22 protein-coding genes are annotated in these 26,370 nt (G+C 65.0%); 4 read left to right on the forward strand and 18 right to left on the reverse strand.

The annotated features are described in order from the left end of the window. Positions 1-55 precede the first annotated feature (55 nt). Together BGI01S_RS13000 and BGI01S_RS13005 are read left to right on the forward strand one after the other, a co-directional pair. Entirely contained in the window at positions 56-1,483 is a 1,428-nt protein-coding gene (locus tag BGI01S_RS13000) for a SulP family inorganic anion transporter (RefSeq protein WP_157004186.1), read from the forward strand. A 168-nt stretch (positions 1,484-1,651) separates the two neighbouring features. Beyond that, the gene (locus BGI01S_RS13005; RefSeq protein ID WP_042326061.1) at positions 1,652-2,098 is read left to right on the forward strand and encodes a response regulator; all 447 of its coding nucleotides are present in this window, start codon (positions 1,652-1,654) and stop codon (positions 2,096-2,098) included. 15 nt (positions 2,099-2,113) lie between these two features. On the opposite strand, the gene BGI01S_RS13010 is transcribed toward BGI01S_RS13005, so the two are convergent. Then, a complete protein-coding gene (locus BGI01S_RS13010; protein WP_042326063.1) occupies positions 2,114-3,673 on the reverse strand; it encodes a methyl-accepting chemotaxis protein in 1,560 nt (519 codons plus the stop codon). Between the two features lie 281 nt (positions 3,674-3,954). Next, the gene (locus BGI01S_RS13015; RefSeq protein ID WP_042326065.1) at positions 3,955-4,494 is read right to left on the reverse strand and encodes a YbaK/EbsC family protein; all 540 of its coding nucleotides are present in this window, start codon (positions 4,492-4,494) and stop codon (positions 3,955-3,957) included. Between the two features lie 278 nt (positions 4,495-4,772). Here BGI01S_RS13015 and BGI01S_RS13020 point away from each other — a divergent pair, with 278 nt between their 5' ends. Next, positions 4,773-6,062: a YihY/virulence factor BrkB family protein gene (locus BGI01S_RS13020; RefSeq protein ID WP_042326067.1), complete on the forward strand. Its 1,290-nt coding sequence runs from the start codon at positions 4,773-4,775 to the stop codon at positions 6,060-6,062. A 433-nt stretch (positions 6,063-6,495) separates the two neighbouring features. Then, positions 6,496-7,677: a porin gene (locus BGI01S_RS13025; protein WP_042326069.1), complete on the forward strand. Its 1,182-nt coding sequence runs from the start codon at positions 6,496-6,498 to the stop codon at positions 7,675-7,677. Positions 7,678-7,935: 258 nt separating this feature from the next. Here the strand turns inward: BGI01S_RS13025 and BGI01S_RS13030 are convergent, their stop codons facing one another. The 16 genes from BGI01S_RS13030 to BGI01S_RS13105 all read right to left on the reverse strand — a co-directional run bounded on the left by BGI01S_RS13030 (position 7,936) and on the right by BGI01S_RS13105 (position 26,345). Further along, positions 7,936-8,808, reverse strand: coding sequence for a proteasome-type protease (locus tag BGI01S_RS13030; protein ID WP_042326072.1), 873 nt, complete (start codon positions 8,806-8,808; stop codon positions 7,936-7,938). 170 nt (positions 8,809-8,978) lie between these two features. Further along, entirely contained in the window at positions 8,979-9,797 is an 819-nt protein-coding gene (locus tag BGI01S_RS13035) for a transglutaminase family protein (RefSeq protein WP_042326075.1), read from the reverse strand. An 11-nt stretch (positions 9,798-9,808) separates the two neighbouring features. Then, positions 9,809-10,759, reverse strand: coding sequence for an alpha-E domain-containing protein (locus BGI01S_RS13040; protein WP_042326078.1), 951 nt, complete (start codon positions 10,757-10,759; stop codon positions 9,809-9,811). Between the two features lie 184 nt (positions 10,760-10,943). After that, positions 10,944-12,353: a circularly permuted type 2 ATP-grasp protein gene (locus tag BGI01S_RS13045; RefSeq protein WP_042326080.1), complete on the reverse strand. Its 1,410-nt coding sequence runs from the start codon at positions 12,351-12,353 to the stop codon at positions 10,944-10,946. Positions 12,354-12,740: 387 nt separating this feature from the next. Then, on the reverse strand, positions 12,741-13,193 hold the full coding sequence (locus BGI01S_RS13050; protein ID WP_042326082.1) for an HU family DNA-binding protein: 453 nt from the start codon (positions 13,191-13,193) through the stop codon (positions 12,741-12,743). Between the two features lie 373 nt (positions 13,194-13,566). Further along, complete coding sequence (gene pdxR, locus BGI01S_RS13055) at positions 13,567-15,042, reverse strand: MocR-like pyridoxine biosynthesis transcription factor PdxR (protein WP_042326084.1); 1,476 nt, start codon at positions 15,040-15,042, stop codon at positions 13,567-13,569. A 301-nt stretch (positions 15,043-15,343) separates the two neighbouring features. Then, entirely contained in the window at positions 15,344-16,867 is a 1,524-nt protein-coding gene (locus tag BGI01S_RS13060; RefSeq protein WP_042326086.1) for a peptide MFS transporter, read from the reverse strand. 405 nt (positions 16,868-17,272) lie between these two features. Further along, positions 17,273-17,572 (reverse strand): hypothetical protein, encoded by a 300-nt coding sequence (locus BGI01S_RS13065; RefSeq protein ID WP_042326088.1) that lies wholly within the window; start codon positions 17,570-17,572, stop codon positions 17,273-17,275. A gap of 95 nt (positions 17,573-17,667) precedes the next feature. Beyond that, positions 17,668-18,603, reverse strand: a complete 936-nt coding sequence (gene panE, locus BGI01S_RS13070; RefSeq protein ID WP_042326091.1) for a 2-dehydropantoate 2-reductase — start codon at positions 18,601-18,603, stop codon at positions 17,668-17,670. Between the two features lie 282 nt (positions 18,604-18,885). Beyond that, positions 18,886-19,860 (reverse strand): nucleoside hydrolase, encoded by a 975-nt coding sequence (locus BGI01S_RS13075; RefSeq protein ID WP_042326092.1) that lies wholly within the window; start codon positions 19,858-19,860, stop codon positions 18,886-18,888. Beyond that, entirely contained in the window at positions 19,857-20,246 is a 390-nt protein-coding gene (locus BGI01S_RS13080; RefSeq protein WP_042326094.1) for a cytidine deaminase, read from the reverse strand. The genes BGI01S_RS13075 and BGI01S_RS13080 overlap by 4 nt, the downstream gene beginning before the upstream one ends. Positions 20,247-20,442: 196 nt before the next feature. Beyond that, positions 20,443-21,630, reverse strand: coding sequence for a thiolase family protein (locus tag BGI01S_RS13085; RefSeq protein WP_042326096.1), 1,188 nt, complete (start codon positions 21,628-21,630; stop codon positions 20,443-20,445). A gap of 81 nt (positions 21,631-21,711) precedes the next feature. Then, positions 21,712-23,151 carry an efflux transporter outer membrane subunit gene (locus BGI01S_RS13090; RefSeq protein ID WP_042326098.1) on the reverse strand — a complete coding sequence of 480 codons (1,440 nt, stop codon included), beginning with the start codon at positions 23,149-23,151 and terminating at the stop codon, positions 21,712-21,714. 10 nt (positions 23,152-23,161) lie between these two features. Further along, positions 23,162-24,733 (reverse strand): DHA2 family efflux MFS transporter permease subunit, encoded by a 1,572-nt coding sequence (locus BGI01S_RS13095; protein ID WP_042326100.1) that lies wholly within the window; start codon positions 24,731-24,733, stop codon positions 23,162-23,164. A gap of 7 nt (positions 24,734-24,740) precedes the next feature. Beyond that, on the reverse strand, positions 24,741-25,841 hold the full coding sequence (locus tag BGI01S_RS13100; protein ID WP_174447407.1) for an HlyD family secretion protein: 1,101 nt from the start codon (positions 25,839-25,841) through the stop codon (positions 24,741-24,743). Between the two features lie 81 nt (positions 25,842-25,922). After that, positions 25,923-26,345, reverse strand: coding sequence for a MarR family winged helix-turn-helix transcriptional regulator (locus BGI01S_RS13105; protein WP_042326104.1), 423 nt, complete (start codon positions 26,343-26,345; stop codon positions 25,923-25,925). Positions 26,346-26,370 lie beyond the last annotated feature (25 nt).

A 26,370-nucleotide genomic window follows, 5' to 3' on the forward strand; every position in this document is an offset into this window, starting at 1 on the left:
CACCGCTAGTCCCACTCACGGTCGGCTCGCCGCGCTGCCCGGCATCAAAAGCAATGTGCTCGCCGGCTTGACCTCGTCGTTCGCGCTGGTGCCGGAGTGCATCGCGTTTGCGCTGGTCGCCCACCTCAATCCGTTGATGGGTCTGTACGGCGCGTTCTTCATCTGCACCATCACCGCGTTGTTCGGCGGACGGCCCGGCATGATCTCCGGGGCCGCCGGATCGATGGCGGTCGTGATCGTCGCGCTGGTCGTGCAGCACGGCGCGCAATATCTGCTCGCCACCGTGATACTCAGCGGCATCCTGATGGTGCTGTTCGGCGCATTGCGTCTCGGCAAACTGATCCGCATGGTCCCGCATCCGGTGATGCTCGGCTTCGTCAACGGGCTCGCGATCGTGATCGCGACCGCCCAGCTCGCGCACTTCAAACAGATCACGCCAGATGGCGAACAGTGGTTGCACGGCAGCGCGCTCGCGATGATGGCCGGTCTCGTCGCGCTGACCATGGCAATCGTCTATCTGCTGCCGCGGTTCACGCGCGCCGCGCCGCCGGCGCTGGTGGCGATTGTCGGCGTCGGGCTTTTCGTGCAGTTGCTGCATCTGCCCACGCGCACGCTCGGCGATATGGCGCACATCGCGGGCGGCCTGCCCGCGCTGCAACTGCCGGCCGTGCCGTTCAATCTGGAGACGCTGCACGTGGTGCTGCCCTACGCGGTGCTGATCGCGATCGTCGGTCTGCTCGAAACGCTGCTCACGTTCAATCTGACGGACGAGATCACCGAAACGCGCGGCCAGCCGAACCGCGAATGTCTCGCGCTGGGCGTGGCGAATATCGCGTCGGGTCTGTTCGGCGGCATGGGCGGCTGCGCGATGATCGGCCAGACCATGATCAATCTGAATTCGGGCGGACGTTCACGGCTGTCGGGCATCGTCAGCGGCGTGATGATCCTGATGTACATCCTGTTCCTGTCGCCGCTGATCGAACGGATTCCGCTCGCGGCGCTGGTCGGCGTGATGTTCGTGGTCGCGCAGCAGACCTTCGCATGGCGCTCGCTGCGCGTGCTCGGCAAGGTGCCGCGCAACGATGCGCTGGTGATCGTCGCGGTCACGGTCATCACCGTGTTCTCCGATCTGGCGATCGCCGTGATGTGCGGCATCGTGATCGCCGCACTCAATTTCGCGTGGCAGCACGCGCGTGAAATTCACGCGCACGTCGAAGATTGCGCCGGCGACAAAACCTACGTGCCGCGCGGCACGCTCTTTTTCGCATCGACGACGCGTTTTCACGGCCTGTTCGACCCGGTCGCCGATCCGGAGCGCGTTACCGTCGATTGCAGTCATCTGCTGCTCGCGGACCATTCAGCGCTCGCCGCGTTGCAGGGACTGGTCGAGCGTTATCGCAAAGCTGGCAAGCAGTTGCGCATAAAGAACCTGTCGGAGCGCAATCGGCGTTTGCTCGACCGGGCCGGAATCGGACTCGCCTGAGCGTGCCGGGCGTACGCTCGCGGGCGCCGCTCACACGCGTGTCGCGCCTTGAGAGTCGCGCCGACACGTTATGTATGCATTATGCAAACGCTGACCAAAGGTAATAGTTCCCGACACCCATTCTTTTTCGCTACAGTAGGCGTTCCGCGTGCGTCCCCGGAGGCCAGAGTGACGCGACGCGTATCCCTTGACGATGAATCCGAATTCGCGATCTGGACAAGCCGCAGCGCAGAGGCGGACACGCCGTCGCGCCGCATTCTGATCGGACATCGCGACAAGGCGATCGGCGAATCGCTGGTGCTGCTGCTTTCGCTGAAGGGATACGACGCAATCCATGCCGCGGACCTGACCAGGTTGCAGTCCTTCCTGACGTGGTGGAAACCTCATGCGGTATTGCTCGACACGCGGCTCGACGCCGTGGCGGGCTATCGCTTCACCCGCACGGTGCGCGCCGAGCCCTCCAACATCGACGTCCTGTTGCTCGCGATGAGCAACATCTGGCCGCTCGATCCGATCGGCCAGCTAAAAGAAGCCGGTTTCGACGGCCATTGCCGTCGGCCGTGTTCGCTGTGGCGCGTGGTCGATATTCTCGAAGGCTACTTCGCGCCCGCGTGAGCGAGCGCCGCCGTTTCAGCGCGCATCCGGCAGCGTGAACACCGCAATCGCCGCGGACAGTTGACCGGTCTGCTCCTTCAACACTTCCGCCGAAGCGCTCGCCTGCTCCACCAGCGCCGCGTTCTGCTGGGTCGTCTGATCCATGCTCGCGACCGCGATGTTGACCTGCTCGATGCCCGAGCTCTGCTCCACCGACGCCGCGCTGATCTCGCCCATGATGTCCGTCACGCGGCGCACCGCCAGCACGACTTCCTGCATCGTTTCGCCGGCGCGCCCCACGTATTGGGAGCCGCCCGCGATCTGCGCCGCCGACTCCTCGATCAGCGCCTTGATCTCCTTCGCGGCCGCCGCGCTGCGTTGCGCGAGCGTGCGCACTTCGCCCGCCACCACCGCGAAGCCGCGTCCTTCTTCGCCTGCGCGCGCCGCTTCGACCGCAGCGTTCAACGCGAGGATGTTGGTCTGAAACGCGATCCCTTCGATCACACCGATGATGTCGCCGATCCGATGCGACGACTGCGAGATGCCGCGCATCGTGTCGACCACCTGGCCGACCACTTCGCCGCCGCGCGCCGCCGTCTCCGATGCATTGTGCGCGAGCTGGCTGGCCTGCTTCGCGTTGTCGGCGTTCTGCTTCACGGTCGCGGTGATCTGCTCCATGCTCGACGCCGTTTCGCCGAGCGCGCTCGCCTGCTGCTCGGTGCGGCGCGACAGGTCCGCGTTGCCGGCAGCGATTTCGTGCGACACCGTCGCGATCAGCGTCGCGCCGCCGCGAATCTGCGTGATCGCCTGCGCGAGGCGATGCTGCATGCGCCGCATCGCGGCGAGCAGGCTGGTCTCGTCGCCGGCTTTCGTCTCGACGACCACGTCGAGATCGCCGTCAGCGATCCGCGAAGCGATCTGTGCCGCATAGGCCGGTTCGCCGCCGAGCTGCCGCAGAATGCTGCGCAAAATCACGCCGATCACGAGCGACACCAGCACGCTCAGCAGCAGCGACGCGCCCGCGTACTTCGCGAGCGCCGTGTAGAACGCGCTGTCGATGTCGTCGGTATAGACGCCGGTGACGATCGTCCAGTCCCACGGCTTGAAGAGGCGCATGTAGTTGATCTTAGGCGCCAGCTGACTGGAGCCCGGCTTCGGGAATTGCAGATGGACGAACGCCTCGCCTTCGCGCTGGGTCTGCTCCGAGCCTTCCTTGAACACATGGCGCCCGTCCGGATCGGTGACGCCCGTCATGTCCTTGCCGACGAGGTCGGCGCGCGTCGCGTGCATCAGCACCCGCGCGTGGCTGTCTTCCAGCACGAGGTAACCGCCGGCGCCGTCGTAGCGCATCGCGCGCAGGTCGTCCATTGCGGCGCGTTGCGCGTCGGCGAGCGGCAGCGTGCCGGCCGCCGCGAGTCCGTTGTAGCGATCCAGCACGCTGTACGCGATGCTCACCACGCTCTTCAACTCGGCCTGGCGGTCGGCGATCATCGTGTCGCGTGCTTTGAAAGCGCCCCATAGACCGATCGCCAGAATGCCCATGCACATCACAGCGAGCGCGAGCCAAAGCCGCACTTTCAGGCGAAACCGTTCCATCTCCGTATCCTTTGTACTTGTCGCCGACGTCCGCGCAAGCGGGCGCCGCGACGGTTCATGTCAGCCTCTGGATTAACGGCGCAACGGCGGAAAACTTCAGGCTTTGTTCTTCGATGCGGATGAGGGATGCGTGAGGCAGTCATTGCGGAGCGCGGGCACGGCGGTCGTCGGGTTCGCCGCGTTCACTACGCCGACGCGAGCGCGCCGGCTTGCTACAGGCGGCGGCGCGATGGTTCGTTTAGGGCTCTGCCCCAGTCTGTCCATCACGCGCACGCCGGGTTTCACTGCGCCGGCAGCGTCAGCGAAACGACTTCGCAGCGCGGCCACTGCCGCAGCACGTCCGGCGCGAGCAACAGCTTGGCCGCGCGCACGCCCGCGCCCATCACGATCTGCGTCCGCTCCATCACGGCGGCATCGACGAGGATGCGCCAGTCGGCCGGCAAGCCGAACGCGGTGATCCCGCCGAACTCCATGCCGCTGTGCTCCACCGCCTGCTCGCGTTTGGCGAACGAGAGCCGCTGCGCGCCGAGCGCCGCCTTCACCGCGCCGTTGATGTCGAGCCGCAGCGAACCCAGCGACACCACCGCCGCGTAGTGCTCGCCACCGTCTTTCTTGTAGCGGATCACGATCGTGTTCGCGCAGTCTTGGAGGCCGAAGCCATAGCGCGCGCTGAATGCGGCGGTGTCGGAGGCGTCGTCGGCGACCGCGAACACCGTCACGCCCTGGGCCGGCAACTGCTCGACGACATGCGCGGGCAAATGCGCGCTCCATTGTTCCGTCGCGATGACGTCCAACTGCTTTACGAGTTCGTGCGAGTGCATAGTGAGTGAGCAAGGTGTGTGAAGGTCACTCGGCATTCTAACGGCACGTTTCGCTTGCGCGCAGCGTGCGGCCCCGGCCGGGGCGTTTGCGCCCATGAAGTCCATGGACCGCTACTGGCAAGCACCGCCCGCCACCCAATCAGCTTGTACACCGTTAGCTTGTATAGTGACGGGCACAAGGTTTGCGAAAGGCACTCATGCGAAGACTGCCTCGGGGGCTGCCTCAACGGCTCGCCCACGGCGTATGTCACGGCGGCATCCCATTGAGACACACGACCATGGATATCGACTCCCTTTCCGCCGAGAATCTCCAGCACCAGGCCCGCAAGCAGGCCAACTGGGCAATCGGCGCGTTCAAGCAGTTCGCCGACGACCGCTGCGCCGCGATGGCCGCCAGCATCGCGTTCTATGCGGCCTTCTCGCTCGCACCGACGCTCGTCATGGTGATCGCGGTGGCCGGCTGGTTCTTCGGCGCGGCGGCCGCGCGCGGAGAGCTCTACCACCACATCAACGGACTGCTCGGCGACCAGGCCGCCGCCGGCGTCCAGACCATCGTCGAAAACGCGCATCACAGCGGCAGTGCCGGTGGCATTGCGGCGATCATTTCGTTCTCGGCGCTGGTAATCGGTGCATCGGCCACTTTCTCGTCGCTCAATACCGCGCTCAATCAAGTGTGGCCGTACACCGGTCCGCGTATGTCGAGCGTGATCGCGTTGGTGCGGGTGCGCCTGATTTCGTTCGGCCTGGTACTGGGCGTCGCTTTCCTGCTGATCGTTTCGCTGGTGCTCGACACGGTCATCACCTTCATCGGCAACTGGTTGTGGGGCAACTCGCCGTACGTGGTGATCGGCAATCTGTTGCAGCTCGGCGTTGGTCTGCTGGTACTGGCGTTCGCGTTCGCCGCGCTGCTCAAGTTTTTGCCGGACGCCACGGTGCGCTGGCGCGATGCGTTCGTCGGCGGGATCGTTGCGGCCGTGCTGTTTTCGGCCGGCAAGAAACTGTTCGCGCTCTACCTGGCGCACGCGGGAATGGCCAGTTCGTTCGGCGCGGCAGGCTCGCTCGCCGTGCTGTTGATGTGGCTTTACTTCTCGGCGGTCGTGCTGCTACTCGGCGCGGAGTTTTCGGCGGCGCGCGGACGCCTGCGTGATCCGCGCGGCGGCTGGGGGATGCAGGCGGACGCGCCGCCGGGTAGCCGCGCGAAACTGGCGTCGGTGCTGGCGGCGTCGACGGTGCCCGCGTATGCGGCGCCACACGCCGGCGGGCCTGCTGTCGAGGATGGCGCGCTCGCGCCCGCAGCGTCCGCCGCGCGGACAGCGGTAACTTTCCGCAGCGCGCACGTGCACCCCCATAAATCGGCGCGTGCGACGGTTGTCAAAGTCGGACGCGGCGTCGTCGAAGCGGAAGCTCAGGCCACGCGTATCGCCGCCGATATGCTGGTCGAAGCGGGCCGCCAGGCCGCCGCGGCCGACCGCTATGTCAGGCGCAATCCGTGGACTTCGGTGCTGCTTGCCGCAGTGGCCGGCGTGGCTGCCGTCACCGTGGCGCGGCGCCATAGCGGCGAGCGCTGACCACCACTGGCGCAGGCTGCGACTCCCAGTGTCAGCACGCGCAGCGGTGGTTGCACGTCCGGGGCAGCCCGGTTGCGCCAGCCCTGACCCGGCAAATTCTGTCCAGCACGTTCCCCTCGAGCCCATCGCCGCGTCTTTATGAATTCTTTCGCCAAACGTCCAGACAATTAGACGACTTTATTACAGACAACCTTCAAATCAGTGCCAAAAGTGCGGTTAGCCGACCCTTCACTGTCAACGAAACAACAATAATGCTAGATCAACGAATAAATATTGCTTAAACAGAAACAATCCTTAACGTGCTTTAAATACAAGGCCTTGCGCGACTTGTCAGTTTTTGACGACACTCTTTTTTTTCCAGTTCTTGCCCGTAGACAGCGTGAGCTATTCTCCAATCCGCAACAACGAAACTAATCATCGCGTGGAGAAATGGATGAAACGCATCGCACTGTCTACCCTCTCGCTGGCGCTTCTGGGCGTCACCGGCGTGGCGCATGCTCAAAGCAGCGTCACCTTGTATGGCTTGATCGATGAATCGGTCCAATACGTGAACAATGCCACCCCGGCGGGTGGCAGCCTGGTGCAACTGTTCGGCGGCAACCTGCAAGGTAGCCGTTTCGGCCTGAAGGGCACGGAAGATCTGGGCGGCGGCCTGAAGGCGATTTTCCAATTGGAAAACGGCTTTGATATCAACACGGGCAAGCTGCAGCAAAGCAGCCGCCTGTTCGGCCGTCAAGCTTACGTCGGTCTGGCTTCGGACTCGTTCGGCACGTTCACGGCTGGCCGTCAATACGATCCGCTGGTCGACATGATCCAGCCGCTGACGGGCGACAACTACTTCGGCAGCACGTTCGCTACGCCGGGTGACGTCGACAACAACGACAACAGCTTCCGCGTCAACAACTCGCTGAAGTACGTGTCGCCGGTGTTCGCTGGCTTCCAGTTCGAAGGTTTGTACGCACTGGGCGGCGTGGCAGGTTCGACGGGTTCGGGCCAAACGTGGTCGGGCGCGGCAACGTATGCGACGGGTCCGTTCAGCGTCGCTGCTGGCTACCTGCACGCAAGCAACGCATCGACGACGCTGGCGCAGCGCGCTGGCTGGAGCACGACGGCTACGTCTGACGGCACGTTCGACTCCTCGTTCCCGGCTGCTGCTGGCATCAACGCGGCCTACGCTTCGGCGAAGGCAATCGGCATCGCTTCGGCTGCTGTCCAGTACGTGACGGGCCCGTTCACGGCGAACCTGAGCTACAGCAACGCGCAATACAAGCCGGACTCGCAGTCGGGCTTCCTGACGACGCAGAAGTTCAACGTCGGCCGCGCTTACCTGGGTTACCAGGTCACGCCGGCAGCGTTGCTGGGTCTCGGCTACGCGTACACGCGCGGCACGGGCGACGCAACGGCGACGTACAACCAGGTGTCGCTGGGCGCGGACTACTCGCTGTCCAAGCGCACGGACCTGTACGCAGTCGGCGCATGGCAGCACGCAAGCGGCGACCAGCGCGTTCCGGGCGGCGGCCTTACCTCGGCTACGGCTTCGATCGGTTCGTACGGCAACCAGTCGAGCACGGACAACCAGGTCATGGTCAGCGTCGGTATCCGTCACAAGTTCTAATCGGGACTTGCTACGTGGCTGCAAAGCCGCGTAGTGAAAAGCCAGCCAGAGGCAAATGCCGATGGCTGGCTTTTTTTCGTCCCGAGGCTTTGCGGTGCGACGGAGTGGTGCCAAAAGAAAAGGCCGCCGACGAACCCTTGCCGGACTCGCGACGACCTCTGTACTTCATGAACGTTCTTCCGTTTCGGAAGCGCGACCCAGGGACCCACAGCCACGCGCCGCCCTAACGCACCACCCGCACGCTAGCAGCGGCTCCCGCTAGCGCCGCTGCGTCTTGCCCTTCTCCGCCTGCGCGAGCGTCTGCGCGGGCTTCGCATCGAGCTCATGCTCGATGCCGTCCGCGCCCACCGGCGCGCGATGCAGCACCAGCGCCCGCTCCTGCTGCAACGACGGCACATTGGCCACGTCCTGCCAGTCCGGATCGGGAATCGCGCCGAACACCTGGCGCAACTGCTCGCCCCACGTGCTGTGGATCATCTCGAAGTAGGCGTTGTCGTGATCGATCGAGACGAAGCGCGTGACGCGCAGCGAGTCCTTCTCGTACACCAGCAGATCGAGCGGCAAGCCCACCGACAGGTTCGAGCGCAGCGTCGAGTCCATCGAGATCAGCGCGCACTTGGCGGCTTCGTCGAGCGGCGTGGACGGCGTCAGCACGCGGTCGATGATCGGCTTGCCGTATTTCGCCTCGCCGATCTGGAAATACGGATTCACGGCCGACGCTTCGATGAAGTTGCCCGCCGAATAGATCATGAACAGGCGCGTCCGGTTGCCAGCGATCTGCCCGCCGAGAATGAAGCTGCAATTGAAGTCGACGCCGAATTCCTGCAACGCCTGCGCCTCGCGCTGATGCACGCAGCGCACCGCGCGGCCGACCACGCGCGCCGCGTCGGCCATCGTGGGGGCGCTCCAGAGCGTCGGCAGCGTCGCGTCGGTGGGTTCGGACAACTCGTGCAGCACCGCTTGCGTGAGCGACAGATTGCCGGCGCCCAGCAGCACGAGCATGCGCTCGCCGGGCTGCTCGAACACCGACATCTTGCGCGCGGTGCTGATGTGATCGACGCCCGCATTGGTGCGCGTGTCCGACAGGAACACGAGGCCGTCGTCGACGGCCATCCCTACGCAGTAGGTCATAAGGTATCCGCGAAAAGCAACTGAACGGCGTTATTGTAATGCGGCGCGCATGCGCGTCCGTTGCGTATTACGGCCTTTTGCGGGCCCAAATGTGAAGGATTGTGCGGACCGGCGATCGCGGACCTGGACGAGCTGCCGCCCAGCCGTCCGCGAAGCGCCCTATGCCGCTCCTATTGGGACATCTGCGCGCTGACCGTCACGGACACCTTCAAATGCTCTTCGAGTCCGCCGATGCGCCGTCCGCGCACCGGAGCGGCGGCCTCGTAGTCGCGCGCGACGGCGAGGCGGCAGTAGATTTCGCTGGCAAACGCGGCGTGCGTGACGTCGATCGAAATCCAGCCCTTGCCGTCGAGCCACACGTCGACCCACGCGTGGCTCGCGCCTGAGGACGCCTCCGTGGCCGAGCCGTCGTCGCCCGGCTCCATATAACCGCTCACGTAGCGCGCCGGAATGCCTCGCGCACGGCAGCACGCCAGCATCAGATGCGCATGGTCCTGGCACACGCCGTTGCCGAGCGCGAGCGCCTGGGCGGCCGTGCTGGTGACTTCGGTGATGCCCGGGTTGTACTGCACGCGCTGCACGATCTGCTCGGACAGTTCGATCAGATTCGCCGAACTCGCGAGACTCGGCACCGAGGCGGCCAGTTCGCGGATCGCCGCGTCGGCCTCGGTGAGGCGCGTCGCACAGGTGAAGTGTTCGAGCGGAATCGGACCGGCCGCATCGCGCAGCAAGCCGTCGACGAGCGGAATCGTGTCCACTTCGCCGGACACCTGCAACTGGATCTCGCTATGGGGCTTGTTGATGACCAGCGTGTGCAGCACGTTGCCGTACGCATCGAAGGTGGCGTCGAGCTTGCCCGGCGCGTCGATGCTCCAGCGCCGCACGACCTGCGCGGCGCCGCTCGCCGGTGTCAGACGCAATTGCTGGATCGAATAGTGGACCGTCGCTTCGTAGCGATAGGACGTGTCGTGGCGGATCGTCAGGTACATAGAAAACTCCGTCAGGCGACTGGCAGCATCAGATAGGTACGCGCAACCAGATTGCCCAGCTCGAACACGCGAGCGAGGAACTGTGTCAGATAGGCGTGCAGGCCGGCTTCGAAAATCTGCCGGATGTCGGAATAGACCAGCTCCGCGCGCAGCTTGCCGGCGAAGCGCTCGCACTGGTTCGAGCCGGACGTGCGCAGCATCGCGAGATTCGTGCAGACGCCATCGATCGACGCGAGCAGCGAGCGCGGCATCTGCTGGTTCAGGATCATCAGTTCGACCACTCGCGCCGGCGTGACGACGTCGCGATACACCTTGCGATAGATTTCGAGCGCCGACACCGAACTCAGAATCGAAGTCCAGTAATAGAAGTCTTCGAGCTGGCGGGCGGCGTCGCGTGAATTCGGTTCGACGTCCGCAAAGCGCACGTCGAGAATCCGCGCGGTGTTGTCGGCGCGTTCGAGGTAAGTGCCGAGTTGCGTGAAGAAGAACGCGTCGTCCTGCAACGCGGTGCCGATCGTCACGCCGCGCGACAGATGCGAGCGGAACTTCACCCATTCGAACAGCGCACCCGGATTGCTCGCGGCCTGACCGGACGACACGCGCTCATTGAACTCGAGCCACGTATCGTTGATGGTTTCCCACCATTCGGTCGTCAACGTGCCGCGCACGGCGCGGGCGTTTTCGCGCGCGGCCTGCAAACACGAATGAATGCTCGACGGATTGTTCGCATCCGCGACCATGAAATCGAGCACGTGTTCGCGCGTCGGTTCGTCGTAGCGCTGCGCGAACGCGCCTTCGAGCTCGGAGATGCGCAGCACCGAACGTTGCGCGCGCGCCTCCTGTTCGGGCGTCTGCGGCAATAGCAGCGCCTTCAGATTGATGTCGAGCATGCGGGCGGTGTTCTCCGCGCGCTCCATGTAGCGGGCCATCCAGAAGAGGTGATCGGCGGTGCGGCTTAGCATGACGGCGTTCCGTATCTGATGACGCGAGACTTTCGCAAAAGTAAAAGTTAAGGGCTCGCGCTGGTTATCCGTATGCGCCGGCGGCGGGCTGCGCGTACTACGCGTGCCGCCCCGGCGCGCTGGGTTGCGAACGCGCGAGCCTGGCCGCCTGGCAGCGGCAGCGGCGCACGCGCAAGCAACCCCGTCAGTCGACCATCCACGTATCTTTGGTCCCGCCTCCCTGCGATGAATTGACGACGAGCGAGCCCTCCTGCAACGCGACGCGCGTGAGGCCGCCGGCCACCATCGTGACCGTTTTGCCCGACAGCACGAACGGCCGCAGATCGATATGGCGAGGCGCGATGCCCGCTTCGACGAATGTCGGACATGCGGACAGCGCCAGCGTCGGCTGCGCGATATAACCGGCCGGCCGCGCGATCAAACGTTCGCGGAACGCTTCGATCTCGGCTTTGGTCGACGCCGGTCCCACCAGCATCCCGTAGCCGCCCGCGCCATGCACTTCCTTGACGACCAGTTCGGGCAGATGCGCGAGCGTGTACGCCAGGTCGTCGGGCTTGCGGCACTGGAACGTGGGTACGTTGTTGAGGATCGGCTTTTCGCCGAGATAAAACTCGATCATCTCCGGTACGTACGGGTAGATCGATTTGTCGTCGGCGATGCCGGTGCCCATCGCGTTCGCGAGCGCGACGCGGCCGGCGCGATACGCGGTCAGCAAACCCGGCACGCCGAGCGCCGAGTCGTTGCGGAACGCGAGCGGATCGAGAAAGTCGTCGTCGACGCGGCGATAGATCACGTCGACGCGCTTCGGCCCCTGCGTGGTACGCATGAACACATAGTTGTCGTCGACGAACAGGTCCTTGCCTTCCACCAGTTCGACGCCCATCTGCTGCGCGAGGAACGTGTGCTCGAAATACGCGGAGTTGTACATGCCCGGCGTGAGCACGACCACCACCGGATCGTCGACGCCTTCGGGGGCAACCGAGCGCAGCGTGTCGAGCAGCAGATCGGGATAATGCGCGACCGGCGCAATGCGGTTCTGCACGAATAGCTCGGGGAACAGCCGCATCATCATCTTGCGGTTTTCGAGCATGTACGACACACCCGACGGCACCCGCAGATTGTCTTCCAGCACGTAGAACTCGCCCCCGTCGCCAGCGCGCACGACGTCGACACCCGCAATATGCGCGTAAACACCGAGCGGCACATTCACGCCCTGCATCTCCGGCCGGTATTGCGCATTGGTATAAACCTGCTCGGCCGGCACGATACCGGCGCGCACGATGTTGCGATCGTGATAGACGTCGTGGATGAACAGATTGAGCGCCTGGACGCGCTGACGCAGACCGGCTTCGAGCGTCTGCCATTCGCCGCGCGGAATGATGCGTGGGATCAGGTCGAAGGGAATCAACCGCTCGGTGCCGGACAGATCGCCGTTCACCGCGAAGGTGATGCCGACCCGCCGGAACAGCAGGTCGGCTTCCGCACGCTTGCGTGCGATCGCCTCGTTGCCCTGCTTGACCAACCAGCGCTCGAAACGCGCGTAGTGTGGCCGCACGGCATCGTCATGATGACGCATCTCGTCATAGCATCGCATGTCACGCCCCGCTCTTGTTGTCGGATAGAAGGCGAATGCGCTGCGCATTCGGTGTTCGACAATCGATCAAGCAAGCGCTATGCCATTGAGCTTTTGGCGTGCGAAACAAGTTGCATGCACGCTAACAGCGCATCCAGGCCGGCACGGCTTCGCTGTCATCGTACTGCGGCGGCCCATGATGCGCTAGTACGGTGCATGAGCGGCACCGCGATGCACGCGAGCGGCACTCACGCAACGAAAAACATGCGCAAAAAAAGTCCCCGTGGATTCGCACCCACGGGGACTTTCGCGACTACTTTGCACTGCGGATCAGCTCAAACGTCAAGCATGGTCAAACTGCATGGTCCAGCCTTGCAGCGTTGAACGCCACGCCGACGCTCGATGCGATCAGCCTGCGGCAGCGTCTTTCAGCTTCTTCAGCGCACGTGCCTTGATGCGCACGCTCGCCGGCTTGGCCGGGAACCAACGCTCTTCGCCCGAGAACGGGTCTTTGCCGAAGCGCTTCTTCTTCGCCGGCACAGCTTGCACGACGATCTTCAGAAGACCCGACAGCGTGAATTCGCCAGCGCCCTTCTTGTGCACGGCGCCGAGGATCGTGTCTTCGAGCGCGGCCAGCACGGCCTTGGCGGTCTTCGGTTCCACAGCGGCGCGTTCAGCGACGTGAGCAGCCAACGAGGCCTTCGTGAAGGTGTCCTTGATCGGCGACGGTGCGCTGGACGCCTTCACGGCGACCTTCTTAGCTGCGACGGCTTTCTTCGCAGGAACTTTCTTTGCAGCAACCTTTTTGGTCGGTACCGGGGCAGCAGCCTTCTTGGCCACCTTTTTTGCGGAAGTCGGCATGTTTCTCCTACCTGTTGTGGTCAGTGAATTGCACGAAGCGCACACGGTATGTGCACGCTTCAACGCCGGATTCTACAAGCGCTAATGCGATTTGCGCGACTCTTTTGTGTATCGACGCGAAGGTTTGTTGCGCGGCGTTGACTCCGCAACACATTTTGATCCTTGTTTTAGCGGGTAAACGTGTGTTGGCGACCCACGCGACACGAACACGTAACGCACGTTACAGTTCGTTTCGACCCATGAATACAGGCACTTTCGTCGTTGGCGCATGGCGCGCGCCGGGCATTGCGCGGGCGCGTGGAAGGTGTTGTTCGAGCGGCCGCAAAACATGGCCGCCCGCAGCTGTCTGCGCGAGGCCGGCTACCGGCGACCGTCAACGCGCGACGCGCGGCAGGATGCCGGCAAGCGTCGTGAGCGCCGCGTCGATGTGTTCGACCGCGATGCTGCCGTAGCCAAACATCAGGCCAGGCTGCGGCCGCGCGTGCAGATGAAACGGCGCCAACCCATACAGCCCGATCGACGCGTCGCGCGCCGCGTTCACCACCGCCTGCTCTGTCAATGGCGCGCGCAGGCGCGCCGCCATATGGATGCCCGCGGTCGGCACGATCGGCTCGAACCACGGCGCAAGGTCGCCGTGCAAATGGCCGAGCAGCATCGCGCGGCGCGCCGCGTAGATCTTGTGCATGCGCCGCAGATGTTTGGCGAAATCGCCGTTGAGCATGAACGACGCGAGCGCGGTTTGCGTGAGCGTGCAGCCGTGCCAGTCGGCGATCTGACGCGCCTTGAAGAGCGGACCGTAGAGTGAGGCCGGCGGCACCACGTAGCCGACCCGCAGCTCCGGAAAGATCGTCTTCGAAAAGGTCCCCACGTACGCGACGAGGCCGGCGCGGTCGAGGCTCTTCAACGGCTCCATCGGCCGGCCTTCGAAGCGGTACTCGCAGTCGTAGTCGTCCTCGATGATGACCGCGCCGCGCTTCTGCGCCCATTCGAGCAGCTCGACACGACGCTCCAGGCTCATCGGCATGCCGAGCGGAAACTGATGCGACGGCGTCACGTAGACGAGCCGAGCCTTGTCCGGCAGCTTGCTGACGATCAACCCTTCGCGGTCCACCGGCACCGGCACGACGCGCGCGCCGGTGGCCGTGAAGCACGCATGCGCGGGCGGATAGCCGGGGTCTTCGAGCGCGGCGATTTCACCCGGCCGCAGCGTGACCCGCGCCATCAGATCGAGCGCGTGTTGCGCGCCCTGCGTGACGATCACGTCTTCCCAGTTGCTCGACACCGCCCGGTTGAACGCGAGGTAACGCGAGATCGCGAGGCGCAGTTCCTGTTCGCCGGCCGCGTCGCGATACGTGCCGGGTCCGCGCGCCTGGGTGCGCAACGCCTGATTGACGCAGCGGCGCCAGACGTCGAACGGGAACAGCGCCTTGTCGGTTGCGCCGCCGACGAAGTCTTGCGGCGATGGCACCGACGGCCGAGGCAGCGGCAAGCTCTCAGGCATCTGTTCCCACAGCGGCTGCGCACGCGCGGCAGCGGCTTTGGTCTTGGCCCGCTCGCGCGATGCGTGGGCCGCCCGCGCCTGCGCGGAGCGCTCCACCGGCAGACGTTCGAGGCCATCGGCGACGAAGGTGCCCGAACCGGCGCGCGCGCTCAGATAGCCTTCGGAGAGCAGCCGCTCGAAGACGTCGAGCGTGGTCTTGCGCGACACACCGAGTTGCGTCGCGAGATCGCGCGTGGACGGCAGCCGCGTGCCGCCGGCGAGGCGTCCTTCGAGTATGCCGGCGCGCAATTGCCGATAGATCTGTCCGGACAGATCGTGATGCCCTTCGACCGCGATATGAATGTCCATTCGGGTGGCTGCCCCGGCTTTCGGGGAAATGATTGTTGATGAAGACTCGTGGCAAGCGTGAGCATACCGCCGCCGCGTTCGGAGTGGACATGCGCGAGCGAGCACGGTGCGCACCGCAATAAAAAAGGCTCGCCTTGCTGTGCAAGGCGAGCCTGTTCCGATCGTGCTTGTGTCGCGGCGGCCGATGCTTCCGCGTGGCCGCACCAGGGCTTTCACTCATCCGGCCCGGCGGCACGTGGTTTCATGCCGCGCGGCGCCTTCGCCGCTTTCGAAGCCAAGGCGGATCACTCCCACCGCCGCGCTACTGGATCGCCGCGTTCCGCGCGCTCTCGCGCGCTTCATCGCTGCAACGCTGATGCTCGCGCGACAGCTTGCGCATCAGCGGCAGCAGCAACACCGCCACCAGCGCACCGGCTGCCGCGAGCCAGCCGAGACCGGTGAACAGCCGCGTATAGAGCGGCAGCGATTCGAGCGGATCGAGATTGCCGGCCGGCATCTGCGCGAAGTTCGCGACCACGCTGCCGAGGTATTGCGACACGCCGGTCGCCACGAAGTAAGCGCCCATCATGAAGCCGCTCATCCGCGCGGGCACGTAGCGCGCGATCATCGCGAGGCCGAGTCCGCTCACCAGCAATTCGCCCAGCGAATACAGCCCATAGCCGCCCACCATGAACCACGACGACACGCGCCCGTTCACCGCGTAGTTGCCGCTCGCCGCGTACACGAAGAAGCCGGCCGCCACCACCGCGAAGCCGACCGCGTACTTGCCCGCCACCGACACATCGTTGCCGCTCCTCGCGAGCTTCGTGTACAGCAGCGCGAGCAGCGGGCTCAGTAACATGATCCAGATCGGGTTGAGCGCCTGGAACTGCGCGGCGCTCCACGTGAACAGCGTCGTGCCGAACACCGTGAAACGCGGGTCGACGTTGCGCAGCGCGAACAGCGTAAGCGACGTCGACATCTGCACGTAGAACACGAAGAACAGGATCACCTGTGCGGTCAGGATCAACGCGGCGACGAGTCCCGAGCGCTCCGAACGTTCGCACTTCATCAGCATGTAGCCGAAGATCGCGAGAATCGCGACGCCCGCCGTGTACACGCAAGCCACCGCGATTGCCTTGTGCTGCAGCACGAACATCGTCGCCGCGCCGAGCGCGAGTCCGCCGAACGCCACTGCGCCGACGCGCTTCCAGCGCACCGGTTCGGCGTCCGGCGCGGAGCCGATATGCGCGAGCGTGCGGAACATCACGAAGTAGTTCAGCACCGACAGCAGCATGCCCGCGCAGCACACCGCGAACGCCGCATGCCAGCCCCAGTGATCCTTGATCCACGGCGTCGCGAGCATCGACACGGTCGAGCCGATATTGACCGCCATGTAGTAAATCGTGAACGCACTGTCGATGCGGGCGTCGTCGCCTTCGTAAATGCGGCGCACGAGGTTCGCCGCGTTCGCCTTGAAGAGCCCGTTGCCGACCACGATCACGCCGAGCGACGCGTACAGGTACGCGAGCTGCTCGTTGGGCAGCGCCAGCATGAAGTAGCCGATGCTCAGCACGCCCGCGCCGAAGATCATCGTGCGGCGCGCGCCGAGAATCTTGTCGCCGATCCACCCGCCGATCGACGGCGAGGCATACACCAGCGCCGTAAACGCGCCCCATGTGAGCGTCGCGTGGCTGTCGGTGAAGTTCAGCTTGTCGATCATGAACAGCACCAGCAGCGCGGCCATGCCGTAGTAGCCGAAACGCTCCCACATCTCGATCAGAAAGACCGTCGAAAACGAACGGGTCTGCGAGACGCGTGCGCCCGGCGGGTGGGATGAATTCATCGTGTACCTCTTGTTCAAACGTTCAAACGGTTGCGACGTCACGCGGGCGAGCCGCGCGGCGCGAAATACGGATCTGGAAAAGCGGTCGGCGAAGCTTGCGCGGCAGGCGCAGACGCGATGGCGTCAGCGGCGCATTCGTTCGCGTCACTACGCCAGTTACCAGCGGAAAAACCAGAGGATGGGGTATGGAGGCCCGCCTCGCGGTAAGCTGCGCCGCATCGGGCTCGGGCTCCGGCAAGCGGAGCGGGCTCAATGATAAAGCATCGCGGAAAAAGACGGTGGCGGGCTGGTTCGGCGCGGGCGGTGGAGGAAAAGTCGGCCGGGGGCTGTTCAGGTTCGACGGAAATACGCGCGCCATGCTGCAACAAGGCGCGCGCATTTTTCTGGGGCGACGCGACCCTCGCGTCAGAAGACCACCGAGATCGCGACCGCGAGCCAGATCGCGGCAACACCCGCCAAAAAAAGATGCCGCGCGATGCGCACGCGCGCATCGTTGCTTTCCGATTCGACGGGACTTGTCGCCATCCACGGCACGAGTCCGAGGCAGCCGAACCCGATCAGCGCGCAAGCGAACACGACGATGTCGGCGGGGCGCCATTTGGTTGGCTCATACATGCCCCAGTAGCCGAGAAAGACGATGCCGATCGAGAAGATCGTCGCCGACGCGGAACTCAGTGCGGGAACCGATCCGGATGGACTCGGCATGCTTCACCTCCTGTCGTTGGGCTGCGCTGACGGTCCTTCCCGATCCCTCGCTCCCCCTCTGCGTTCCCGCGCCCGCTCCGCCGTTGCGCCTTTACTCAGGACGTGCGCGTCTGCCGTGCTTCGTAGGTCTTCAGATGGCTGTACGCGATGCGCAGCAGCGACACGCCGTGCTCGCCCTTTTGCGCATCGCCGCCACGCGCGATCAGATCGCCGAGAATGTGGTCCGCCTCGGTGTGCGAGTGGTTTTCCACATCGCGCAGCATCGACGCGGTCAGTGGCGAAGGGGTGAACAGCGTCTGCGTGGCCCGCGCGTCGAAGTCCGGGCCCATCGTGAAGCCGTTGTGTTCGGCCACCGCGCGGCACTCGCCCAACAGGTTCTCGATCACGCGCTTGCCGTCGGGCGCAGCCAGAATATCGCCGACCGAACCGCGCATCAAGCAGGTACTCGCCGCCAGTGTGGCCAGGAACACCCACTTCTCCCACATGCGCAGCAAGATGTTCTCGCTGACCGACACGTCGAAGTTCGCGCCGGCCATCGCCTCCGCAATCGCCTGCACGCGTTCCGACGTCCCGCCCGCCAGTTCGCCGAAGGTGACCGCGTGCATGTCGTTCAGATGCACGATGTGCTGCTCGGCGTTGAGCGTCGCGGCGATCACGCATTGACCGCCCAATACGCGCGCCGCGCCGAACTTGGCGGTGAGCATGTCGATATGGCGCATGCCGTTGAGCATCGGCAGGATCAGCGTCGACTCGCCGACCAGCGGCGCGAAGGAATCGATCGCGTCGTCGAGGCTATACGCTTTGCAGCTGAGCAGCACCAGATCGAACGGTTCGGCGTTGACCCCCGCGAGGATCGTCTTGACGCCGTCCAGCTTGAGGTCGCCGCGCGGACTCCTGATGATGAGCCCTTCACGCTGCAGCTTGTCGGCCCGGCCCGCGCGCACGAGGAAGGTCACGTCCTCACCCGCCGCCGCGAGACGCCCGCCGAAGTAACCGCCCACCGCGCCCGCCCCTACTACTAGAATTCGCATCTTTGGCCTCTTGATAGATTTCGGTCACGTGCGCAGCGCCCCGGCTACGGAAACTTTCATTCGGGTTCGCGTACGCAGTGCGTGTGCAGAATGTAGCAAAGAATGACGCGACGCATCGGCGACGATTGCGAGGGGACGCGTGTGTTGCGATGCACCGTCGGTACGCGATCCGGGTTAAAGCAGATCAATCGCGGCGGTGCCCTGGTTCGCGGCTCGGATCGGCGCCTTCTTCACTCTTCGCTGTCGGCCGGTCGCGCACGCGAGCCGCGCCCTTTCAAACCACTACGTCGATCGCGGCGACCCGCAAATGGTGCGCTCGTAAAGCGCCAGCATGCCGGCCACGTCCACGCCGATGCAAACCTCGCACGCCGGGCGGCCGTCCCAGTCCGGCGCGGGCACGGGCAAGGTCGCCGGCTTCTGGATGGTTTGGCCCACCGCGATGCCTTCGGTCAGCACGCGCACGGGACCGCTGCGCGTCGTATAAAGCTGCGGGGCCAGCAGATAGGCCACCGCCGACGAATCATGCACGTAGATGCCCTTCAATTGCGCGCTCTGCTCGTGAAACGCCTCGTAGTGCCGCGACACATCCCAGATGAACTGCCCCGCCGCGCCGCCGCGCTCGCGCAGCGACGCCAGGTAGTCCTGGCTCATGATGGTGGGCTGCGTCACGTCGAGTCCGACGATCGCAACCGGCCATGCCGCGCCGAGCACGATGTCGGCCGCGTCGGGGTCGCCGAGGATGTTCGCCTCCGCCGCGGGCGTCACGTTGCCGAGCACGCCGTCGATGCCGAACGCGCCGCCCATGATCACCGCCTGCTTGACGAGCGACGCGATCAGCGGATCGTCGGCGAGCGCCAACGCGAGGTTCGTCAACGGCCCCACCGCGAGCAGCGTGACTTCGCCGGGATGCGCGCGCACCGTGTCGATGATGAAGCGATGCGCGGGCCGCGCGTCGAGCGGCGCCGCGACGGCGGCGTCGAACGCGAGGTTGCCGAGTCCGTTGTCGCCGTGAATGCGCGCGAGCGGCTCGGGCGCCACGCGCCTGAGCGGCGCCGCCGCGCCCTGTGCGACCGGCACTCCGGCGGCGAAGCGTCCCGCGAGAAAGCGCGCGTTGCGGGTCGTCGTGTCGATCGTCGCGTTGCCGAAGACGCTCGTCAGACCGAGCAGTTCGATATCCGGATGCAGCGCCTGGAAGACGAGCGCCATTGCATCGTCGACGCCCGGGTCGGTGTCGTAGATGACCTTGTGCTTGCTCATAGATAGAACGCGTCCGGCAGTTGTTCGCGCGCGGTGGTGTCGCGCGTGGCGCCGCGCAAGTTCCCGAGGCGGATCGGCAAGTCGGGGCCGCCCAGTTCGACGATCACCTGGCGGCACGCGCCGCACGGCGCGATCGGGCCGTCGGTGTCGCCGATCACGGCGAGCGCGGCAAACTGGTCGCGCCGATAGCCGGCGGCGACAGCGCTGAAAAACGCGGTACGTTCCGCGCAATTGCACAAACCATAAGCGGCGTTCTCGACGTTGCAGCCGTCGAACACCTGGCCGTCGCGCGTCAGAAGCGCGGCGCCGACCTTGAATTTCGAATAAGGCGCGTAGGCCTTTTCCCGCGCGACGCTCGCGCGTTCCAGTAGTTGTTCCATGTTCATGCGGCGATCCTCGATTCGGCGGGCCGTGATGCGCGACTTCGGCTCGGTGCTGAAAGCCGTACGGCGCGAGCGACAGGATAGCAATGGTACGCTGAACGAGGGAGCGCGGACCAGTCGCACCTGCGTTCGCGCCCCTCCCCACCTGACCTGACGAATGCGCCGCCGCACACAACCGGGCGCCGCATCGCCGCCGAACTTACAGCACTTCCAACGCCAACGCGATCCCCTGTCCCCCGCCGATGCACAGCGTAACGATGCCGCGCTTGAGTCCGTCGCGCCGCATCGAATGAACGAGGCGCGTGGTCAGCACCGCGCCGGTTGCGCCGATCGGATGACCGTGCGCGATCGCGCCGCCTTGCACATTGATCAGTTCGTCCGCGATACCGAGCCGGCGCGCGACCGCGATCGGCACCGCCGCGAATGCCTCGTTGATTTCGAAGCGCTCGACGTCGACGAGTTGCCAACCCGCGCGCGCCAACGCGAGTTGCACGGCCGGCACCGGACCGAGACCGAACAGGCCCGGCTCGACCGCCGCCACGCCATAAGCGACGAGTCGCGCGAACGGCTCGATACCGCGCGCTTCGACGAAGCCGCGCTCGGCCACCAGCATCGCGGCCGCGCCGCTGTTCAATCCGGGCGCGTTGCCCGCCGTAATCGTGCCGTCTGGACGAAAGGCCGGACGCAATCTCGCGAGCGTTTCCACCGTCGTATCCGGGCGCGGTTGTTCGTCGCGCGTAAACTGCTGCGGACCTTTGCGTGCGGGCAGGTCCACCGCCACCAGTTCAGCGTCGAAGTCGCCGCGCGCCTGCGCGTCGGCAAAGCGCTGTTGCGAACGGGCGGCCCAACGGTCCTGAGCTTCGCGTGTGATATCGAACTGGCTCACGAGGTCTTCAGTGTGCCAGCCGGAATGCTCGCCGGAAAACGCGTCGTTCAGGCCGTCGCGCAACAGGCTGTCGTGAATCTGCGCGTTGCCCATCCGATAACCCCAGCGGCCGCCGTCGAGCAGATACGGTGCGCGGTCCATGTTCTCCATGCCACCCGCGACGGCGGCGTCACCCAGGCCCAACCAGATCTCCTGCGCCGCCGACGCGATGGCCTGAGCGCCCGAGCCGCACACGCGATTGACCGTCAACGCGGGCACCGTCACCGGCACGCCGCCGCCGATCGACGCCTGGCGCGCCGGGTTCATTTTATTGCCGGCCTGGATCACATTGCCCATCACGACCGACGCCAACGCGCCCGCTTCGAGACCGCTGCGCCGCAGCGTCTCGCGCACGGCGAGCGCGCCGAGGTCGGTTGCGCTCACGTCCTTCAACGATCCGCCGAATGCGCCAATCGGCGTTCTCACCGGATTGCAGATCACTACTTCTCGGGTACTCGACATGGTTTCTCTCCAGTTGGATCAGTACTGCGCCTGCTCGCGCACTTCATTGGCCGCCGTCGCGACATGGGTCACCGCCGCGAATCAGCGTTTCGCCGCTACCGCCGCCACCGCCTCGCCCGGCGCCGCATCCCACCCGCCACCGAGCGAGCGGTACAACGCAACCGCCGAAAGCGCATGCTCGCGCCTCGCCTGGTTCAGCGAATCCGCGTCGCGCAGATACGCCTCCTGCGCCGCGAGCACGTCGAGAAAACTCGACGCGCCGCCCTTGTACAGTTCGGTCGACAAACGCAGCGCCTGGTTCGACGCATCCAGCGCGCCGCCGAGCCGTTGCACCTGCACCGCGCCGCTCACCAGATCGCTGCGGTTGTCCTCGATTTCCTTCAGCGCCTGCAGCATGATCTGCTGCAAACCGAGTTGCGACTCACGCATGCGGCTCTCGCTCGCGTCGATGTTCGCGGTGATGCGACCCGCGTTGAAGATCGGGCTCGTTGCGTTCAACGCCGCGCTGAAGAGGTTGTCGGTGAGTGTCGGCAAGCCGAGGTACGACGAAGCGAGCAACCCGTTGGCGAGGTTGATCCTGAACTGCGGATAGCGCTGCGCTTTCGACACGCCCACTTCGGCCGCGCGCTGTTCGACCAGCGCATACGCGTTGCGCACGTCGGGCCGCTGCAACAGCGCGTCGGACGGCAGCATCTGCGGCGCGCTTTGCGCGGGCACTGGAATCTCGCGCGCGTCGGCGAGCAGCAAACTGTCCACGCTCTCCGGCGTGCGCCCCGAATACACCGCGATCAAACTCAATTGATGCTGCACGTTGGACTGCATGCGCGGAATCTGCGACTGCAAATCCTGCAGCTGATTTTGCGCACGCGCGACGTCGAGTTGCGACGACAGCCCGTAATGCAACCGCTGCTGCGTGAGCTTCAGCGCGCGAGCGCGAATCTGCTCGTTGTCGTTGAGAATCTGCAATTGCGCCTGCGCCCAGCGCAGATCGATATACGCGGCCGCCGTGTTCGCCGCGAGCGCGAGCCGCACCTGATTCAACGCCGTCTCGCGTCCCGACACCTGCGCCTGCGCGGCCAGCACCGCGAGACGTTCGCCGCCGAACACGTCGGGCGTCCAGCTCGCCGTCAGGCCGATGCCGGCCTGACGCACGTAACCGAGTGGCGGCGGCGTGTTCTGCCGCGTATCCGATGCGGTTGCGTTGGCGTTCAATTCGGGCAGCAAGGCCGCGCGATTCTGCTTCACCAGATCCTGCGCCTGCTTCACGCGCTCGACGGCCGCCTGCACGTCGAGGTTGCCGGTCAGCACCGACTCCACCAGTTGGTGCATCACAGGGTCGCCGAATTGCGACCACCACGCGTCGGCGCTGACGTTGTCTTGCGGGGCATCGACACTCCACGCAGCCGGCGCAACGGTCTTGACCGTCTGCGGCAAATCCGCGTGCGTGGCCGGTTGCACCGCGCACGCCGCGAGCGTCAGCAACGCCGCGCTCGCCAGTGCTTTGATTACGATCGGCTTCATGTTGAATTCCTCAATGGGCCTCGGGCGGCGGCGCGGTGTTGCCGAACGGGCGCGAGAACAGCACGCTCAGCAGACCAACCACGAAACAGAGCGACACGGCGAGAAACGCGTCGGAGAAAGTGAGCACGAGCGCTTCGCGCAGCAGCACGTCGTGCAATTGATCGAGTCCCGCGTGCGCCGCGTTCAGCACATTGCCGCCGAGCGCCGCGAAGTAATCCGCCTGCTTCTGCAGGATCGATTCGACGACGGGGCGGCCCGCGCTCAGGTGCTCGTCGAGTCGCTCGTAATGAAAGTTCAAACGATCGTTGAGCATCGTGCTGCTCACCGCAATGCCGATCGCGCCGCCGAGATTGCGCATCAGGTTGAAGAGGCCGCTCGCGGAGCGAAGCCGCGACGGCGGCAACGCCCCCAGCGCCATCGTGACGATAGGCGGAATGCAGAATTGCTGGCCGATACCGCGCAGCGCCTGCGGAATCAACAACTGCTGCCAACCCCACTGACTCGTCAACGGCACATACAGATAACAGCCGATACCGAACAGCGCGAGGCCGAACACCATCAGCAGACGCATATCGACGACACGCGCGAGCGTCGAATACGCGGCCAACGCGAGCAATTGAAAGCAGCCGACCGACAGCAACGCGAGGCCGATCTGCAACGAATCGAAGCCGCGCACGCGCGCAAGAAACACCGGCGTGAGAAACACCGTGCAGAAGATCCCGATCCCGGTAATGAACGACAGCAAACTGCCGATCCCGAAGTTGCGCACCGCAAGCGCGCGCAAATCGACGATCGGCTCTTTCGCGGTGAACGCGTGCACAAGGAAAAGAAAGCCGCAGACCGCCGACACCCATGCGCACAAGACAATCACGTCGTCGCCGAACCAGTTCTTGCGCGGGCCTTCTTCGAGCACGTATTCGAGGCAGCCGAGAAAGCCCGACATCAGCAGAATGCCGAGGTAGTCGCCTTTTTTCAGCAGCGGGAGATCGACCTTGTCGATGTGAACGTACTTCGGCACCATCACCGTGACGGCGATGCCCGGCACCAGGTTCAGATAGAACAGCCAGTGCCACGACCATTGCGACGTGATCCAGCCGCCGATCACCGGACCGATGGTCGGCGCAAGCGACGCCAGCGCGCCGATCGTGGTGGACGCGATCAGCCGCTGCTTGCCGGGAAACAGCACGAACGCGGTGGTAAAGACGGTCGGAATCATCGCGGCGCCGAGCGCGCCCTGCAAACCGCGAAACAGAATCATCGAGTTGATGTCCCACGCGAGTCCGCACAGCATGCTGGTGACCGTGAAACCGAATGCCGAGAACGTGAAGAGCCAGCGCGTCGAGAACACACGCGTGAGCCAGCCCGACATCGGAATCACGATGATCTCGGCGATCAGATACGAGGTCTGCACCCACGAGAGTTCGTCCTGGCTCGCGGACAGGCCGCCGCCAATGTCACGCAGCGACGACGCGACGATCTGGATATCGAGCGTCGCCATGAAAAAGCCGACGCACATCAGCGCGAACGCGAAGACCTTGGTGCGGGTCGGCTGGTCGGCGGGATTGTCGAGGACTTGAGTCATGATCGGCTCATCCGTGCGCCGGCGCGCGGTCGGCGTCGAGATGCACCTTCACGGTTGCCGAGAGACCGGGACGCAGCACGCCCTGCATGTCCTTCGGCACGTCGAGGCGTACGCGTACCGGCACGCGCTGCACGATCTTCGTGAAGTTGCCGGTAGCGTTTTCCGCCGGCAGCACGCTGAAGGTCGCGCCGGTCGCCGGCGCAAGGCTCTCCACCACGCCGTGGATCCGCTTGCTCGACGCGTCGAGATCGACGTCCACGCTGTCGCCGACTTGCATCTTCTTCAACTGGTCTTCCTTGAAATTCGCGTCGATCCACAGGCCGGTCGACGGCACCACCGTCAGCAGCGACACGCCAGTGTTGGCGAGCAGCCCGACACGCGCGGTGCGATTGCCGACGTAGCCGTCGATCGGCGCGCGAATCGTCGTGTACTCGACGTTCAAAGCCGCGACGCGCTGCGCCGCCTGCGCGGTGGCGATGCGCGCCTCGGCGTCGCCGATCTGCGCGTCGAGCACGGCGATCTGCCGTTGCGCGGCGATCAGCGCCGCGCTGCTGCGATCCACCGCCGCGTGCGCTTTGGTCAGATCGGCATCGGCACGCTCCACCACCTGGCTCGACACCGCGTCGTCCTTCACCAGTTCGCGGTAGCGCGTCTGGTCGGCGGCGCTGCGCGTCAACTCGGCGCCGGACGCGCGAACCTCGGCCGCCTGTTCGTTGATAGTGGCAAGCTGCAACGATTTCTTCGCCTGCAACTCGGTGACTGCCGCTTGCGCGCGCTGCACTTCCGCGCTGGCCTGCGCGAGACGCGCGTCGTAATCGCGGGCGTCGAGCCGGATCAGCACCTGGTCCGCGTGAACGAACTGGTTGTCATGCACCAGCACATCGGTGACGAAGCCGTTCACCTTCGGCGCCATCACGGTAACGTCGCCGCCCACGTACGCATCGTCGGTCGTCTCGACGAAGCGGCCGACGAAGAACCAGTACGACGCGGCCAGCGCCAACGCGACGATCACGGTGAGAACCGCGAGCAGCATCCACGGAATGCGCCTGGCCGGTCTGGCGGTATGCGCCGCACTCGGCGGGGCGACAGTCGAAGGGGTTGTGGACATGATGTCGATATGTGCGTATGCACTCGTTACGTTGAAAAAAATGGCGCAGTGCGCCGGCCTTCGTCGCCGCTGAGCGCGGCTTTAGATCGATTCCCGTGTAATGGCGAACAGTTCGCCGCGCAACGCGGCGGCGCGCTGCTCGCCGAAGCGATGTTCGAATTCGGCTTGCGCCGCATACCAATGCTCACGTCCGGCGCTCAGCCGTTCTTCACCGGCGGCCGTGAGCACAATCGTCAGCGCCCGCGCGTCGGCGCCGAGCGCCTCGCTCGATATCAGGCCATGACGGCGCAACGGCTGGATCATGCGGACCAGCGTGGTGCGCTGCATGCGCATGACTTCGGCCATCTGCTTCATCGTCATCGGGCCGGTGCGTTTGAGGCGGCCCAGCAGCGAAAACTGCGTGATGGTCAGGCCGACGTTCGCCAGATGCCGGTCGTAGATCTGCGACACGTAGCGCGCGGCCTGGCGGATCGCAAAGCAGTCGTCGTCGAATAGCCCTTCCATTGCTGCGTGTCCTCCGCCGTACGTC

Origin of the sequence: Paraburkholderia ginsengisoli NBRC 100965, from assembly GCF_000739735.1 — a bacterium.
Taxonomy (GTDB): Bacteria; Pseudomonadota; Gammaproteobacteria; order Burkholderiales; family Burkholderiaceae; genus Paraburkholderia; species Paraburkholderia ginsengisoli.

Coding starts and splice junctions, on each gene's coding strand:
- BGI01S_RS13075 (WP_042326092.1), bottom strand. CDS start 19,860: ATGAGCAAGCACAAGGTCATCTACGACACCGACCCGGGCGTCGACGAT.
- BGI01S_RS13030 (WP_042326072.1), bottom strand. CDS start 8,808: ATGACCTACTGCGTAGGGATGGCCGTCGACGACGGCCTCGTGTTCCTG.
- BGI01S_RS13065 (WP_042326088.1), bottom strand. CDS start 17,572: ATGCCGAGTCCATCCGGATCGGTTCCCGCACTGAGTTCCGCGTCGGCG.
- BGI01S_RS13020 (WP_042326067.1), top strand. CDS start 4,773: ATGGATATCGACTCCCTTTCCGCCGAGAATCTCCAGCACCAGGCCCGC.
- BGI01S_RS13060 (WP_042326086.1), bottom strand. CDS start 16,867: ATGAATTCATCCCACCCGCCGGGCGCACGCGTCTCGCAGACCCGTTCG.
- BGI01S_RS13085 (WP_042326096.1), bottom strand. CDS start 21,630: ATGTCGAGTACCCGAGAAGTAGTGATCTGCAATCCGGTGAGAACGCCG.
- BGI01S_RS13045 (WP_042326080.1), bottom strand. CDS start 12,353: ATGCGATGCTATGACGAGATGCGTCATCATGACGATGCCGTGCGGCCA.
- pdxR (WP_042326084.1), bottom strand. CDS start 15,042: ATGGACATTCATATCGCGGTCGAAGGGCATCACGATCTGTCCGGACAG.
- BGI01S_RS13105 (WP_042326104.1), bottom strand. CDS start 26,345: ATGGAAGGGCTATTCGACGACGACTGCTTTGCGATCCGCCAGGCCGCG.
- BGI01S_RS13025 (WP_042326069.1), top strand. CDS start 6,496: ATGAAACGCATCGCACTGTCTACCCTCTCGCTGGCGCTTCTGGGCGTC.
- panE (WP_042326091.1), bottom strand. CDS start 18,603: ATGCGAATTCTAGTAGTAGGGGCGGGCGCGGTGGGCGGTTACTTCGGC.
- BGI01S_RS13010 (WP_042326063.1), bottom strand. CDS start 3,673: ATGGAACGGTTTCGCCTGAAAGTGCGGCTTTGGCTCGCGCTCGCTGTG.
- BGI01S_RS13035 (WP_042326075.1), bottom strand. CDS start 9,797: ATGTACCTGACGATCCGCCACGACACGTCCTATCGCTACGAAGCGACG.
- BGI01S_RS13095 (WP_042326100.1), bottom strand. CDS start 24,733: ATGACTCAAGTCCTCGACAATCCCGCCGACCAGCCGACCCGCACCAAG.
- BGI01S_RS13080 (WP_042326094.1), bottom strand. CDS start 20,246: ATGAACATGGAACAACTACTGGAACGCGCGAGCGTCGCGCGGGAAAAG.
- BGI01S_RS13100 (WP_174447407.1), bottom strand. CDS start 25,841: ATGTCCACAACCCCTTCGACTGTCGCCCCGCCGAGTGCGGCGCATACC.
- BGI01S_RS13040 (WP_042326078.1), bottom strand. CDS start 10,759: ATGCTAAGCCGCACCGCCGATCACCTCTTCTGGATGGCCCGCTACATG.
- BGI01S_RS13090 (WP_042326098.1), bottom strand. CDS start 23,151: ATGAAGCCGATCGTAATCAAAGCACTGGCGAGCGCGGCGTTGCTGACG.
- BGI01S_RS13015 (WP_042326065.1), bottom strand. CDS start 4,494: ATGCACTCGCACGAACTCGTAAAGCAGTTGGACGTCATCGCGACGGAA.
- BGI01S_RS13050 (WP_042326082.1), bottom strand. CDS start 13,193: ATGCCGACTTCCGCAAAAAAGGTGGCCAAGAAGGCTGCTGCCCCGGTA.